This window comes from Streptococcus sp. SG2 (assembly GCF_030439925.1).
GTDB classification, from domain to species: domain Bacteria; phylum Bacillota; class Bacilli; order Lactobacillales; family Streptococcaceae; genus Streptococcus; species Streptococcus gordonii.
In genome coordinates, this window is sequence record NZ_JAQFJD010000001.1 from 740,509 (window position 1) to 753,359 (window position 12,851).

13 protein-coding genes and 1 pseudogene are annotated in these 12,851 nt (G+C 39.7%); 5 read left to right on the plus strand and 9 right to left on the minus strand.

Annotation, left to right across the window (positions count from 1 at the left end):
- A complete protein-coding gene (locus tag PCY09_RS03560; RefSeq protein WP_045502119.1) occupies positions 1-999 on the minus strand; it encodes a glycosyltransferase family 4 protein in 999 nt (332 codons plus the stop codon).
- 144 nt (positions 1,000-1,143) lie between these two features.
- Positions 1,144-2,148, minus strand: coding sequence for a catabolite control protein A (gene ccpA, locus PCY09_RS03565; protein WP_048775076.1), 1,005 nt, complete (start codon positions 2,146-2,148; stop codon positions 1,144-1,146).
- 164 nt (positions 2,149-2,312) lie between these two features.
- Between ccpA and PCY09_RS03570 the strand changes: the two genes are divergently transcribed.
- Positions 2,313-3,395, plus strand: coding sequence for a Xaa-Pro peptidase family protein (locus tag PCY09_RS03570; RefSeq protein WP_061601748.1), 1,083 nt, complete (start codon positions 2,313-2,315; stop codon positions 3,393-3,395).
- Between the two features lie 50 nt (positions 3,396-3,445).
- On the opposite strand, the pseudogene PCY09_RS03575 reads toward PCY09_RS03570, so the two are convergent.
- Positions 3,446-3,553, minus strand: a pseudogene (locus PCY09_RS03575) (DNA-entry nuclease); the annotation flags it as partial.
- Between the two features lie 288 nt (positions 3,554-3,841).
- On the opposite strand from PCY09_RS03575, the gene PCY09_RS03580 reads away from it, so the two are divergent.
- The 4 genes from PCY09_RS03580 to PCY09_RS03595 all read left to right on the plus strand — a co-directional run bounded on the left by PCY09_RS03580 (position 3,842) and on the right by PCY09_RS03595 (position 7,500).
- Positions 3,842-4,888, plus strand: coding sequence for an iron ABC transporter permease (locus PCY09_RS03580; protein WP_125396957.1), 1,047 nt, complete (start codon positions 3,842-3,844; stop codon positions 4,886-4,888).
- Between the two features lies 1 nt (position 4,889).
- Positions 4,890-5,645 (plus strand): ABC transporter ATP-binding protein, encoded by a 756-nt coding sequence (locus PCY09_RS03585; protein ID WP_105165157.1) that lies wholly within the window; start codon positions 4,890-4,892, stop codon positions 5,643-5,645.
- A 144-nt stretch (positions 5,646-5,789) separates the two neighbouring features.
- The gene (locus PCY09_RS03590) at positions 5,790-6,818 is read left to right on the plus strand and encodes an ABC transporter substrate-binding protein (protein WP_061601745.1); all 1,029 of its coding nucleotides are present in this window, start codon (positions 5,790-5,792) and stop codon (positions 6,816-6,818) included.
- Positions 6,799-7,500, plus strand: coding sequence for an alpha/beta hydrolase-fold protein (locus tag PCY09_RS03595; protein WP_125396956.1), 702 nt, complete (start codon positions 6,799-6,801; stop codon positions 7,498-7,500). Before PCY09_RS03590 ends, PCY09_RS03595 begins: the two co-directional genes overlap by 20 nt.
- 212 nt (positions 7,501-7,712) lie before the next feature.
- Here PCY09_RS03595 and PCY09_RS03600 read toward each other — a convergent pair whose 3' ends face one another.
- The 6 genes from PCY09_RS03600 to tuf all read right to left on the minus strand — a co-directional run bounded on the left by PCY09_RS03600 (position 7,713) and on the right by tuf (position 12,689).
- Positions 7,713-8,552 (minus strand): DNA/RNA non-specific endonuclease, encoded by an 840-nt coding sequence (locus tag PCY09_RS03600; RefSeq protein WP_045634644.1) that lies wholly within the window; start codon positions 8,550-8,552, stop codon positions 7,713-7,715.
- Positions 8,553-8,596: 44 nt separating this feature from the next.
- A complete protein-coding gene (locus PCY09_RS03605) occupies positions 8,597-8,785 on the minus strand; it encodes a DNA-directed RNA polymerase subunit beta (protein ID WP_020992673.1) in 189 nt (62 codons plus the stop codon).
- The gene (gene murA / locus PCY09_RS03610) at positions 8,778-10,058 is read right to left on the minus strand and encodes a UDP-N-acetylglucosamine 1-carboxyvinyltransferase (protein WP_045634645.1); all 1,281 of its coding nucleotides are present in this window, start codon (positions 10,056-10,058) and stop codon (positions 8,778-8,780) included. The genes PCY09_RS03605 and murA overlap by 8 nt, the downstream gene beginning before the upstream one ends.
- A 39-nt stretch (positions 10,059-10,097) precedes the next feature.
- Entirely contained in the window at positions 10,098-10,331 is a 234-nt protein-coding gene (locus tag PCY09_RS03615) for a DUF1146 family protein (protein WP_037622338.1), read from the minus strand.
- A gap of 129 nt (positions 10,332-10,460) precedes the next feature.
- Positions 10,461-11,219, minus strand: coding sequence for a triose-phosphate isomerase (gene tpiA, locus PCY09_RS03620; protein WP_012000225.1), 759 nt, complete (start codon positions 11,217-11,219; stop codon positions 10,461-10,463).
- 273 nt (positions 11,220-11,492) lie between these two features.
- Positions 11,493-12,689, minus strand: a complete 1,197-nt coding sequence (tuf, locus tag PCY09_RS03625) for an elongation factor Tu (RefSeq protein ID WP_045634647.1) — start codon at positions 12,687-12,689, stop codon at positions 11,493-11,495.
- Positions 12,690-12,851: the final 162 nt, after the last annotated feature.

The window sequence follows — 12,851 nt, forward strand, 5'->3', positions numbered from 1 at the left end:
TTACATCTCCAATACTTTTCGATAGGCTTCTACTAGCTGATAGGCTACATCATCAATTGAACGGCTTTGAGCCACTCGATAACCAGCTTCACGTTTATCAACTTGACCGTCTAGAACCTTTCGAAGTGACTCAACAAATTCATCAACATTATGACAAAGCTCAGCAGACTCTTCGCTAATCCATCCCTCATACACAGGAATATCTCGAAGAATGACATGTTGCTTGCTAGCTAGGGCTTCCAAGACCACAATACCTTCTGTCTCTTCATATGATGGGAAAAAGAATGCATCACTTCCTGACATAGCTCCTTGAAAAACAGCTCCCTTAAAATAGCCAGGGAACTCCACATTAGAAGGATGATCTTTTTCTACTAATCTACGAATCGAAGCTGGGATCAACCACTTATTGATCGAGCCTAGCCAGATAAAACGAACATCTGGCATCCTTCTAGCCACTTCAACAAAGTCTTCTATTCCTTTTCGCTTAAAATAGAGACCTGCACAGACAACAACCTTTTGGCCTTCCTTAACTCGAAAATGTTCTCTAAAAACCTTTTCCTTTTTAGGGTCCGCTTGGTATTTCTCAAGATCTATACCATTTGACACAGCAATAATCGGTGTCGTTACCCCGTAGCCTGCAATAAGCTTTTTAGAATACTCTGACGGTGTAATAACAAAGTCAGCCTTTTGATACATATGTGCAAGATATTTACCAAATAAAGGTGCAAAGAAATTCGACCCAATAAAAGAATTCTGAAAATCTTCTTTAGTTGAGTGACCATGCATGATTACCTTCTTCCCATGTCTCTTAGCAGCGTGCAAGAGAAGCAAGCTTCTTGGCCCGTAAGTATTAATATGGACTACATCATAATCACCTAAAATATCTGTCGTATACGGAATACCAGCTAGGTCCAAGGCATGCATTTGGTGTTGCAAAGCTCGACCAATACCAGATTTTTCTAGCACTGATTTTCCTTCTAAATACAATAAAACTTTCATAAATACTATTATACCTGAAAGCAGAAAAAAATTAAACTTTAAATGGCAAAAGCAAGTCTGTCTCACTCAATCTTATGACTTTTCTTTCCAACAAGTATCCTCAAACTGCATACCAAAAAAGCCACCAAATGGTGACTTTATCTTTTATTTTCTAGTTGAGTTCCGTTCGTAAATACCATGAGATAGAACAACTTCGCGTTCTTCCAACTCTTCCTTGTGCATAATTTTAGTCAGCATACGCATACTAATAGCACCTAAATCATATAAAGGCTGGCTGATAGTCGACAAATTTGGACGTGTATAGCGAGATATCTGTGAATCATCGCTAGTAATAATTTCAAAATCCTCTGGAATTTTTACTCCGCGATCAGCTAGTCCGTTTAAAAGACCTGCTGCCAGCTCATCACCTGTCACAAAAGCAGCCGTTGCTTTAGAAGCAATTACTCGTTCAGCTAAATTATAGCCATCATCATAGCTATACTTAGACTCAAAAACAAGACCTTCGCTGTATGATAGCTTTTTACTCTTAAGAGCCGTTTTATAACCGGATAAGCGTACTTTTCCATTGATGTCATCAACTAAAGGTCCGCATACAAAAGCAATTTTTTTATTGCGCTTAGCAAGGAATGTGATAGCATCAATCGTAGCCTGTTTATAATCTATATTAACACTTGGCAATTGGTGCTCCACATCAATAGTTCCAGCCAAGACAACCGGCGTGCGTGAGCGTGAAAATTCTGAACGAATCTTTTCAGTAAGGTGGTAACCCATAAAGATAATACCATCTACTTGTTTCGAAAAGAGAGTGTTAACAACTGAAACTTCCTTATCATCATCCTCATCGCTGTTTGCTAGGACGATATTGTATTTATACATCTCAGCAATATCATCAATTCCCTTGGCGAGTGTTGAGAAATAACTATTTGTAATACTTGGAATCACAACACCAACTGTCGTAGTCTTCTTGCTAGCCAAACCACGAGCTACTGCATTTGGACGATAATCAAGGCGATCAATTACTTCCAAAACTTTTTTCCGAGTGTTTTCTTTTACATTCTTGTTTCCATTAACTACACGACTAACTGTCGCCATAGAAACCCCTGCTTCACGGGCGACATCATAAATGGTTACTGTATCGTCTGTGTTCATATTGCTTCCTTTCTTAAAGTTGAAAATAACGTTTTCATATTCCTACCAAGAACATTTTATCACTTCTTGGAAACACTTTCAAGCATTTTGATGAGTTTATTTGAAAACTCTTGCTTTTTTAGTCATTTTTTGCCAAAATAGAGGCATAGAAAGAAGGTTTCATTATGACAAAATTGAATCAAATTCGTAATTTTCTTGAAAACGAGAAAAAAGACGCTGCAATCATTTCAGATCCAGTCACTATTCATTATTTAACCGGATTTTATAGCGACCCTCATGAGCGTCAAATGTTTCTCTTTGTCTTCACAGATCAAGAACCTCTACTCTTTGTTCCTGCTTTAGAAGTAGAGCGCGCTTCTAGCACCGTTTCTTTTTCTGTAGTAGGTTATGTAGATTCTGAAAACCCTTGGAACAAAATTAAGGCTTCCCTACCAGTCAAAGGGGTTAAAACTGTGGCTGTTGAATTTGACAACTTAATTTTAACTAAATACCACGGTTTGAAAACTGTTTTTGAGCAGGCTGACTTTACAAACCTTACACCATTTATTCAACGGATGCGACTCATTAAGTCTGCTGATGAAATCCAAAAAATGCTTGTAGCAGGCCAATATGCCGATAAGGCTGTTAACATTGGTTTTGACAATATTTCTTTGAATAAAACTGAAACTGATATCATTGCTCAAATTGACTTTGCCATCAAGCAAGAAGGATATGAAATGAGCTTTGAAACCATGGTCCTAACTGGAAATAATGCGGCCAACCCTCATGGTATCCCAGGAGCAAACAAAATTGAAAACAATGCCCTCCTACTCTTTGACTTAGGCTGTATGGTTAATGGCTATGCTAGTGATATGACGCGGACTGTTGCTGTTGGCCAACCTGACCAGTTCAAAAAAGATATCTACCATCTAACTCTAGAAGCCCAGCAAGCTGCACTTGACTTTATCAAACCAGGTGTAACAGCCCATGAAGTAGACCGAGCTGCTCGACAAGTTATCGAAAAAGCTGGTTATGGTGAGTATTTCAACCACCGTCTTGGTCATGGTATCGGTATGGATGTTCATGAATTTCCGTCTATCATGGAAGGTAACGATATGGTTATTGAAGAAGGTATGTGCTTCTCTGTTGAACCAGGTATTTATATTCCTGGCAAGGTCGGTGTCCGCATCGAAGATTGTGGGTATGTCACTAAAAACGGATTTGAACTCTTTACTGAGACTAGCAAGGACTTGCTCTACTTTGATTAGAATAGCCAAAAGCACCCATTGCGGTGCTTTTTTGCTAGTTTGATATCTACTTAGTCAACTGTTACTTCTCCAGTTCTATAGTTAATACAAATCCCGGTTTGAATATTTGGAACGAAGACATTAAACTCGAGACTCCCATCGCTTGATTTGGTTTCCAGACGAAAGATTACTCCTTTCTTTGCTTCTAATCGTTATTGGACGGAGATTCTTGTCACTTTCTTAGATCCTCTTGTCCTTAATTACAAGTCTGAACTCTATTGTTTGGGCTTTTTTTCTAAAAAATAAGAATCCTAAAAAACAATCGACAACCATTTGGTGAAATTATTATATGTATAAATGATTAACTTTTCAAATCAGGTCTTCCCTTGCCCTTCTTTTTTTAAAATGATATAATTTCATTAAATTATCAGAATATTCTAAGATATTAGTGTTTTAAGGAGACATCTATGTCCTTCAAGAAAACTAGAAGGAGAGGCTACCTTAGCTATCTTGTTCTCTTACTTTTTCTCATCATATTTTTACTTTTTTCATTGTTTTTATCTGTTTCTTTAGGAGCTGTTAAAATCAATTTGTTAGATACCTATCGGATTGTATTTAGTAAGTTAGGCTGGGTCTCAGATACTGGATACCTTTCCAAATCAAGTATTGCAATCGTTTGGAATATGCGAGTCCCAAGAGTACTCCTTACCATTATTGCAGGAGCTGGACTTTCTATCTGCGGGTGTGTGATGCAGTCCACTGTCAACAACCCCATTGCTGAACCTTACATTCTGGGGATTTCTTCAGGAGCTACTTTTGGAGCTACACTCAGTATCATTTTAGGCCTTAAAGCCTTCACTGGAGTTGCTGCTTTTACGGGAGCACTTCTAGCAACTGCTACTGTTTTGCTAATTGCGACTATACAAGGAAAGTCAACAACATCCAGTCTGATTCTTTCCGGTACAGTAGTTAACGCCCTCTTTATCGCCTTTGCTAATTTTATCATTTCTCTTGGCGCCAATGCTGATAGCGCCTTGACTATCAAATTTTGGACTATGGGTTCTCTGGCAGGGGCATCTTGGTCGAATCTAACTTTTCCTGCTTTCATTGTCAGTCTTTCCCTTTTGTTCTTTTGGTCTCAATATCGAATTTTTAACGCCATGACGATGGGGGAAGAAATTGCTTTAACATTGGGTGTGCCCTTACGCTTTTATTGGTATCTTTATATCACTATTGTCGCGATTATCACTGCTATGCTAGTAGCGTCTTGTGGAATTATTGGTTTTGTAGGATTGATCACTCCTCATTTAGCCAGAGCCCTAATAGGAAGCAATTATAAAGAAATCTTACCCATAGCCAGCCTTCTTGGAGCCCTCTTTATTCTTTGGGCCGATGTTTTTTCCAGGATTTTAATAAAAAACTCTGAACTTCCGATTGGTATTTTTACCGCTTTAGTAGGAGCTCCCTTTTTTATCTATATGGTTGCTAAAAGTCGAAAGGAGATGCTTAGTTGAGATGGATCTAATTTGCGAAGATATTCACTATTCAATTGGCCAGAAAAAAATTTTAAATGGCATTTCTCTAAAAGTCGAAGGGAGAAAATTCCACACTATTCTTGGACCCAACGGCTGCGGTAAAACAACCCTATTGAAGACTATATATCGTCAAATTAAACCAGACAGTGGTAGGATTTTTTTAAACGGAAGTCCATTAAAAAATTTGAGTTTAAAATCTACCGCTAAAGGCATGGCAGTTCTCAGTCAATTTAACCAGTTGCAATTTGACACCACTGTTGAGGAAATCGTGTTACTGGGGCGAATCCCCCACCTATCTTTTTTACAGAGGGAACAAGAAGAAGATTATGACTTGGTTCACCAATCTTTACTTAAAGTAGACATGGCTGACAAAGCCAAACGCTCCTACTCCTCCCTATCTGGAGGAGAAAAGCAAAGAGTCTTGTTGGCTAGAGCTCTAGCCCAGCAACCAAGCTTGCTACTCCTAGACGAGCCTACCAATCATCTGGATATCAAATACCAGCTGGATATTCTAAGTATTGTTAAAGACTTAGATATCAACGTATTGGCTGTTCTACACGATATTCAATTAGCCTGTCGCTACTCAGATTATCTGTATCTTATGAAAGGAGGTGAAATCCTATACCAGGGCAGCCCTGAAGAAGTAATTTGTCAAGAATCACTGCAAGCCATTTATGGTGTTCAAAGCAAGGTCGCTTGGACCAGCGATCAACAAGCAATGATTCAGTATCTCTAAGAAACTATTTTCAGAGATGAATAGTTGAAGAAAAAATTGTTTCCAATGTGACTTTCTTATAATTAATGGAAACTTTTGGGTAGCCACTTTTTGAAAACCTTAGCCTAATCTAGCTATATTCTCAACACATGAAAGGAAATGTATATGAAAAAAACTCTCAGTATCTTACTCGTCACAACAGCTGCACTGACAATGGTAGCCTGCAATTCTTCATCTAAGGAAAGTACGAAAGAAAGCTCAACTTCGCAATCTTCCTCAAAAACACAAAGCGCGAAAAAGAGCACAGCAGAGACAAAATATCCAGTGACAATCAAAACCTACGATGCCGAAGGCAAGGAGATTGATCAGATCTTTGAAAAGGTACCGGAAAAGGTCATCACCAATAACCTTTCAACGACCGAAATCTTGATTGAACTAGGCTTAAAAGACAAGATTGCTGGCATGCTCAATCCAGACAATGATGTCACAGATAAATACAAGGCTGATATTGCCACCATTCCGCAGGTCGGCGACAAGAAAACCGTATCACAGGAAACTGTGCTATCCTATGAGCCAGACGCTCTTCTTGGCCGAAACATGATGTTTTCCGAAAAATCTCTGGGAACAGTTAGTGCCTGGAATGAAAATAAAATCCCTGTCTATACACAAAAGGCTTCCCTGTCCAATACCAAGCAAGATCTAGGCAATATCGTTGAAGATGTCAAGAATATAGGAACCATCTTTAACGTTCAAGATAAGGCCAATCAGTATGCCAACCAGCTACAGGCAAGAATTGACACTGTCAAGAAGGCGAATAAGGCTAGCCAAGGAGAAAAGAAAAAAGCGCTCATCATGTGTGCATATAACGATGAGACTTTCGGTGCTTATAAATCTGCTCTGCAAGAAAGTCTGCTCAACCAGCTCGGCTATACCAATGTAGCGACTGGAACCTCTGGCTTAACCTTGGAAAACCTGGTTTCTATGGATCCAGAACTCATCATCTACGTAACCAGCGACCGCAACAAGTCCATGGATGAGCAAGCAGTTGATCTAATGAAAGCCAATCCAGTTCTGGAAGATGTCCCAGCGGTCAAAAATCAGAAAATTATGACCATCTCCTATGATGAGTTTATGGATTATGGTCCTGCTGTAATCGACTCACTCGAGAAAATCAATGACTTTATCAATAAATAAGGCCTTTGTCTGGGAGGGTATCACTGTCAATATTACTCTGCCCCAAGATTATGACGGATCGAGACCTTATCCTGCTGTCTTGCTAAACGATGGGCAGATAAACTACCTAAGCAAGCTTTCTCCATCGGTAATCTTGATCGGACTGATATCAAACAATAGGCTGGACGATTATACACCCTGGAAAGCCAATGCTTTAAAGCCTGGCAATCCCGATTTTGGCGGCAGAGCAGATAGCTACCATCAAAAGCTCTTCAGCGGTATTTTAACAGAAATCAGACAGCACTACCTACTGGACGACAAGAGAATTGCCTATGGTGGCTACTCTCTCGGTGGACTAGTTGCTGTATACAGCCTCTATAGCAACTGCAAGATCCCCTGTGTCTTTTCTATCTGCGGTTCCTTTTGGTACCCAGGTTTTACCAACTATTGCCAGACACAGGACTTGAAAAACAAGGACTGTCTAGTCTATTTACAGAATGGAAAGACAGAAGGTGCTCATCATTCTAATCGCTTGGCTAAAGCACCATTCTATGCCGAACTGGTCCACAGTGTCATTCAAAATCAGATAACTGACACTTACTCTGTCTTTGATTCTTCTGGACATCATGATGCTCTTCAATCAAGATATGATTCCTTTATAAAATGGTTAGTTCAAAACTGGAATATAGAAACAACTAGTTAACTATCTTTCTTGAAAACTTTAATCTAATCATGGCACTATATAGAGAAACACTTTAATTTTTATTGAAGTAGACTGCTTCTACCTCCCTCATCTCTTCTGATTTTAGAAAGATGATAAAAAGCACCAGATTTACTTCCCCCTAAGACTTAGATAGAAATAATCTAAAAACTAGGGTAGGGTAAAATTGGTGCTTTTTCTGTCTTAAAGTATAACTACTCTACAGTTACTTCTCCAGTTCTATAGTTAATACGAATCCCGGTTTGAATATTTGGAACGAAGACATTAAACTCAAGACTTCCATCGCTAGACTTTGCTTCTAAATGAGAGCCCGCTGCTATTAAGTCATCAGGATTAGCATAAATCAAGGTTACTCGATAACGAACTCGCTTCTTTTTATCCAAAGCCTTCCGAATCAAGCTTTCATAAAAATTTTGTCCAGTAGACGAAGGGCTGTTTGCTTGATTTGCCCAGGCTGTTTGAACAGCGATATTCTCCGGGTTGCTTGTAGAAGCGTCGAAGTTCTTTAAGCCTCCGACTAAAGAATAAGCTAATAAATGCCCTCGATCAACAGCATGATTAAAATCTCCAGTAAGATTTCTCAGCTGATGCCAGCCGGCAGGAACCCAACTTGTCGTCCCGTTTCCGGTTTCTTCTCGATTTTTGTATTGTCTAGTCTGTTTAGAAAGCAGTGCGTTCCCAATTATTGGTACTAACTGTCCCTGGACTGACTTCGTTTGATTTTGTGCATAAGGCTGACTGGCAATATCAGCATTCAGGTCTGTCTTGTTGCCATTAATAATAAAAGCACCTGCCTGATTCCATTCTATGCTGCCTTTTAATTGCTTACGAACAGAATCAGTCAGCACACTCTGAGATAGTGCTTGCTCGGGAGTTGAGATATCCCTTCTTCCTGTTCTTTGAACCTGTGGATTAGACTTTATGTTATCCTGATTCTGATGGTTTGAGAAATAATTAGCACCAGCTATCAGAACAAGTGCCAGAATCAGTCCTACTATGCTCTGAAAGAGTTTCTCTTCTTGTTTTTTCTTCATTTTTTCCTCATAAAAATAGGAGCGGACAAACTGCCCTATACTCCTTATTTACCTGTGAATTTATTAATAATGCTCTGCCATTTATCAGGTGATAAGATGGACCAAGGATTATCGCCACCACCAATCACACCATAACCAATAACTAAACCAATAGCAAAGACAAGGAGTCCCAATAAAATCACTAAGAGAACAATCCCAACTTGTTTCGCTACATATTTCAACTCATCATTCATCGTCATCTTCCTTCACACGCTTGATGTTGGCTCCTAGAGCAGCCAATTTCTCATGGAAAAGATAGTAACCACGATCTAAATGCTCTAATTTGCTAACCTTGGTTTCCCCACTAGCGATAAGGCCAGTCAAAATTAAGGCCGCACTAGCCCTTAAGTCAGTAGACATGACCTCTGCTCCTTGAAGCTTCTGCCCTCCAACAATTCTTGCTGTATCCCGCATAATTTCAGAGTGCAAGCCCATACGACGCATCTCTTCTAAATGTTGGAAGCGATTTTCAAAGACTGTCTCAATCATAGTTGATTCGCCACGAACTACCGTCATCAAGGCAGTAAACTGAGCCTGCATATCCGTTGGAAAACCTGGGTGAGGCAGGGTTTTAACACTAACGGCTTTTAAGCGAGATAGATCTGATTGAATCCGGATTCCCTCTTCTTCTTCAGTTACTGATACACCCATTTCCTGTAGCTTAGCTAGCAAAGGACGATTGTGTTCCCAAATCGCATCCTGAATCAGAACATCACCACCTGTCATAGCAGCAGCAACCATAAATGTTCCCGCTTCAATTCGATCCTGAACGACACTATGTTTGGTTCCTATTAATTCTTTGACTCCAAGAATGGTTAAGGTCTCAGTCCCTGCACCACGGATCTTAGCCCCCATTTTATTGAGCAAGACAGCTAGATCAACAATCTCTGGTTCCCTAGCAGCATTTTCAATAACAGTTGTCCCTTCAGCCAGTGTCGCAGCCATCATAATATTCTGAGTCGCGCCTACACTCGGGAAATCCATATAAATATGTGCCCCGTGCAACTTATCTGCTTTTGCTTCAATATAACCGGCTGTCTGAGTAATCTCAGCCCCCATTGCTTCAAGACCTTTCAGATGCAAATCAATTGGACGACTTCCAATCGTACAGCCACCAGGCATTGATACCTTAGCATGTCCATTACGCGCCAAGATAGGCCCTAGGACGACAATAGATGCCCTCATCTTGCTGACATACTTATAGGGGGCTTCTTCTGTGATATCTTGACTAGCATCGACCACAATCTCATGCTCATCCTGATTGAAGTCTACAGTAGTATTTAAACCGCGAACAACATTGTTCATGGTAAAGACGTCTGAAAGGACAGGTACATTTGTTAAAATCGTTTTTCCTTTACTTGCCAAGACGGTTGCAGCCAAAAGAGGTAAGACTGCATTCTTTGCACCCTCGATTTGTACTGTTCCAACTAAGCGATTATTTCCACCTTGAATAATAATTTTATCCATATATACTCCCTTACTCATTCATTGTTTCTAGCTTCTCTCTTATTTTACGTTTCCATTCAAAATATCAAAACTCACTTGATAAATACTTAGGAAAAAAAGACTAACCAGATAACCAAGCGCAATACTCAAGAATAGAATGAGTAAGCGAATTTTTAAAGCATTATCAGCATTTACTTTCAAGAGCCTCTCCCAGTTAACAAGACTAGATAATAACTGATGAGACAAAAAAATAAATAGTAAATGACTGCTAAGCGTAAAAACTATTTGAATCATAGACCTATTATACCAAAAATACTAAATAATGGGAAATGACCTTTACTTATCCCCTCTCGCCTTGTTCTTGAAGCAAGTTCTAACAGAAAAAAGCTTGTTGCCTTACAGCAACAAGCTTATATCTAATCATTATTTAACAAAGTCAAGCAATGCCAAGAAGCTTTCAGCTTCAAGTGAAGCTCCACCAACAAGGGCACCGTCAACGTCAGGGCAAGCCATGTATGAAGCTACGTTCTCAGGTTTAACTGAACCACCGTATTGAACACGAACTTTGTCCGCAACTTCTTGACCGAAGTCTGCAGCTACAACGTCACGAACAACTTTACACATTTTTTGTGCATCGTCTTGTGAAGCTGATTTACCAGTACCGATAGCCCAGATTGGCTCATAAGCGATAACGGTTGAAGCAACTTGTTCAGCTGTCAATCCAGCCAATGCAGCAGATACTTGAGCACCTACAAATTCAGCAGCTTTACCAGCTTCGTAAGTTTCAAGTGACTCACCGCAACAAATGATTGGAAGCATACCGTTTGCAAAGATTGCTTTTGCTTTTTTGTTAATATCTTCGTCAGTTTCATGGAAGTAGTCACGACGTTCTGAGTGACCGATAACAACGTAGTCTGTACCGATTTCTTTCAAAACTTGTGGGCTAGTTTCACCAGTGAAAGCACCTGAATTTTCAAAGTAGCAGTTTTGAGCAGCAACTTTAAGGTTTGAACCTTTAGCAGCAGCAAGAACAGCTGTCAAATCAACTGCAGGAGCTGCGATACCTGCTTCAACAAGGTCTGATGAAGGAAGTTTTGATGCAACGGCTTCAACGAATGCTTTTGCTTCTTCTGGATTTTTGTTCATTTTCCAGTTACCAGCGATAAATGGTTTACGTGACATTTCACATACCTCTTTTTTCATTTTATTTTCATGTTCCATTGTATCACAGTTGACTCAATAAATAAAGGCGCTTGCTAAGTTTTTATCAAATTGAAACGGCTAAAATACTGCTCTCTATTTTATAAAAGACCTTGCTATATGTCCATTATGAAGCTAAATACATTGGTGTTAGGAATATTAGTAAACAAATCCTTCTTTCAAAAAAATATAAAAAAACCCGCATAAGCGGGTTTAGTGTCTGACTTAAATTGTTAATCTGGTAACTTAATTGAATTAAGCTTCGATTTCTGTAACCATACCTGAACCAACAGTACGTCCACCTTCACGGATAGAGAAAGTAGTACCTTGTTCAACGGCGATTGGGTGGATCAATTCAACTTCGATAGTTACGTTATCACCAGGCATTACCATTTCAGTACCTGCTGGAAGTTCGATTGAACCTGTAACGTCAGTTGTACGGAAGTAGAACTGTGGACGGTAGTTGTTGAAGAATGGAGTGTGACGTCCACCTTCTTCTTTAGTAAGGATATAAACTTCACCTTTGAATTTAGTGTGTGGGTTGATTGAACCTGGTTTAGCAATAACTTGTCCACGTTCGATTTCATCACGTTGGATACCACGGAGAAGCACACCTACGTTGTCCCCTGCAAGACCTTCGTCAAGCTGTTTACGGAACATTTCAACACCAGTAACAACTGCTTTTTGGATTTCTTCTTTGATACCAACGATTTCGATTTCGTCGTTGACTTTAACGATACCACGGTCGATACGTCCTGAAGCAACTGTACCACGTCCAGTGATTGAGAATACGTCTTCGACTGGAAGAAGCAATGGTTTGTCAGTGTCGCGTTCTGGTTCTGGAATGTATTCATCAACAGTGTTCATCAATTCCATGATGATATCTTCATATTTAGAGTCACCTTCAAGAGCTTTAAGAGCTGAACCTTGGATAACTGGAAGATCGTCACCTGGGAAGTCGTATTCTGACAAGAGGTCACGGATTTCCATTTCAACCAACTCAAGCAATTCTTCATCGTCAACCAAGTCAACTTTGTTCATGAACACGATCAAGTGTTTAACACCAACTTGGCGAGAAAGAAGGATGTGCTCACGAGTTTGTGGCATAGGACCATCAGTTGAAGCTACTACAAGGATAGCTCCGTCCATTTGAGCGGCACCAGTGATCATGTTTTTAACGTAGTCCGCGTGTCCTGGAGCGTCGATGTGAGCGTAGTGACGTTTTTCAGTTTCGTACTCAACGTGTGCAGTGTTGATTGTGATACCGCGTTCGCGTTCTTCTGGAGCAGCATCGATAGACGCATAGTCTTTAGGTTGGTTAACTGATGAAGGCAAGCGACGTGCCAATACAGTTGTGATAGCTGCTGTCAAAGTAGTTTTACCGTGGTCAACGTGTCCGATAGTACCAATGTTAACGTGTGGTTTACTACGATCGTATTTTTCTTTTGCCATTTGAGTAAAAGCCTCCAATAAAATATATTTTATAGATAGACAGTAGGCAATACAGTCTAACTTTCCTTACTATTTTATCAAATTCTAGTGAAAATGCAAGCCTTTTACACATTTTTTGTGAATTAACCTTTTCTAATAGAAAGCTCAACTTATATCAGACAA

Bases quoted from the DNA above. Each gene is read 5' to 3' on its own strand.
- PCY09_RS03570 (WP_061601748.1), top strand. From the start codon at position 2,313: ATGACAAAATTGAATCAAATTCGTAATTTTCTTGAAAACGAGAAAAAA.
- ccpA (WP_048775076.1), bottom strand. From the start codon at position 2,148: ATGAACACAGACGATACAGTAACCATTTATGATGTCGCCCGTGAAGCA.
- PCY09_RS03590 (WP_061601745.1), top strand. From the start codon at position 5,790: ATGAAAAAAACTCTCAGTATCTTACTCGTCACAACAGCTGCACTGACA.
- tpiA (WP_012000225.1), bottom strand. From the start codon at position 11,219: ATGTCACGTAAACCATTTATCGCTGGTAACTGGAAAATGAACAAAAAT.
- murA (WP_045634645.1), bottom strand. From the start codon at position 10,058: ATGGATAAAATTATTATTCAAGGTGGAAATAATCGCTTAGTTGGAACA.
- PCY09_RS03580 (WP_125396957.1), top strand. From the start codon at position 3,842: ATGTCCTTCAAGAAAACTAGAAGGAGAGGCTACCTTAGCTATCTTGTT.
- tuf (WP_045634647.1), bottom strand. From the start codon at position 12,689: ATGGCAAAAGAAAAATACGATCGTAGTAAACCACACGTTAACATTGGT.
- PCY09_RS03600 (WP_045634644.1), bottom strand. From the start codon at position 8,552: ATGAAGAAAAAACAAGAAGAGAAACTCTTTCAGAGCATAGTAGGACTG.
- PCY09_RS03605 (WP_020992673.1), bottom strand. From the start codon at position 8,785: ATGAATGATGAGTTGAAATATGTAGCGAAACAAGTTGGGATTGTTCTC.
- PCY09_RS03585 (WP_105165157.1), top strand. From the start codon at position 4,890: ATGGATCTAATTTGCGAAGATATTCACTATTCAATTGGCCAGAAAAAA.
- PCY09_RS03560 (WP_045502119.1), bottom strand. From the start codon at position 999: ATGAAAGTTTTATTGTATTTAGAAGGAAAATCAGTGCTAGAAAAATCT.
- PCY09_RS03595 (WP_125396956.1), top strand. From the start codon at position 6,799: ATGACTTTATCAATAAATAAGGCCTTTGTCTGGGAGGGTATCACTGTC.
- PCY09_RS03615 (WP_037622338.1), bottom strand. From the start codon at position 10,331: ATGATTCAAATAGTTTTTACGCTTAGCAGTCATTTACTATTTATTTTT.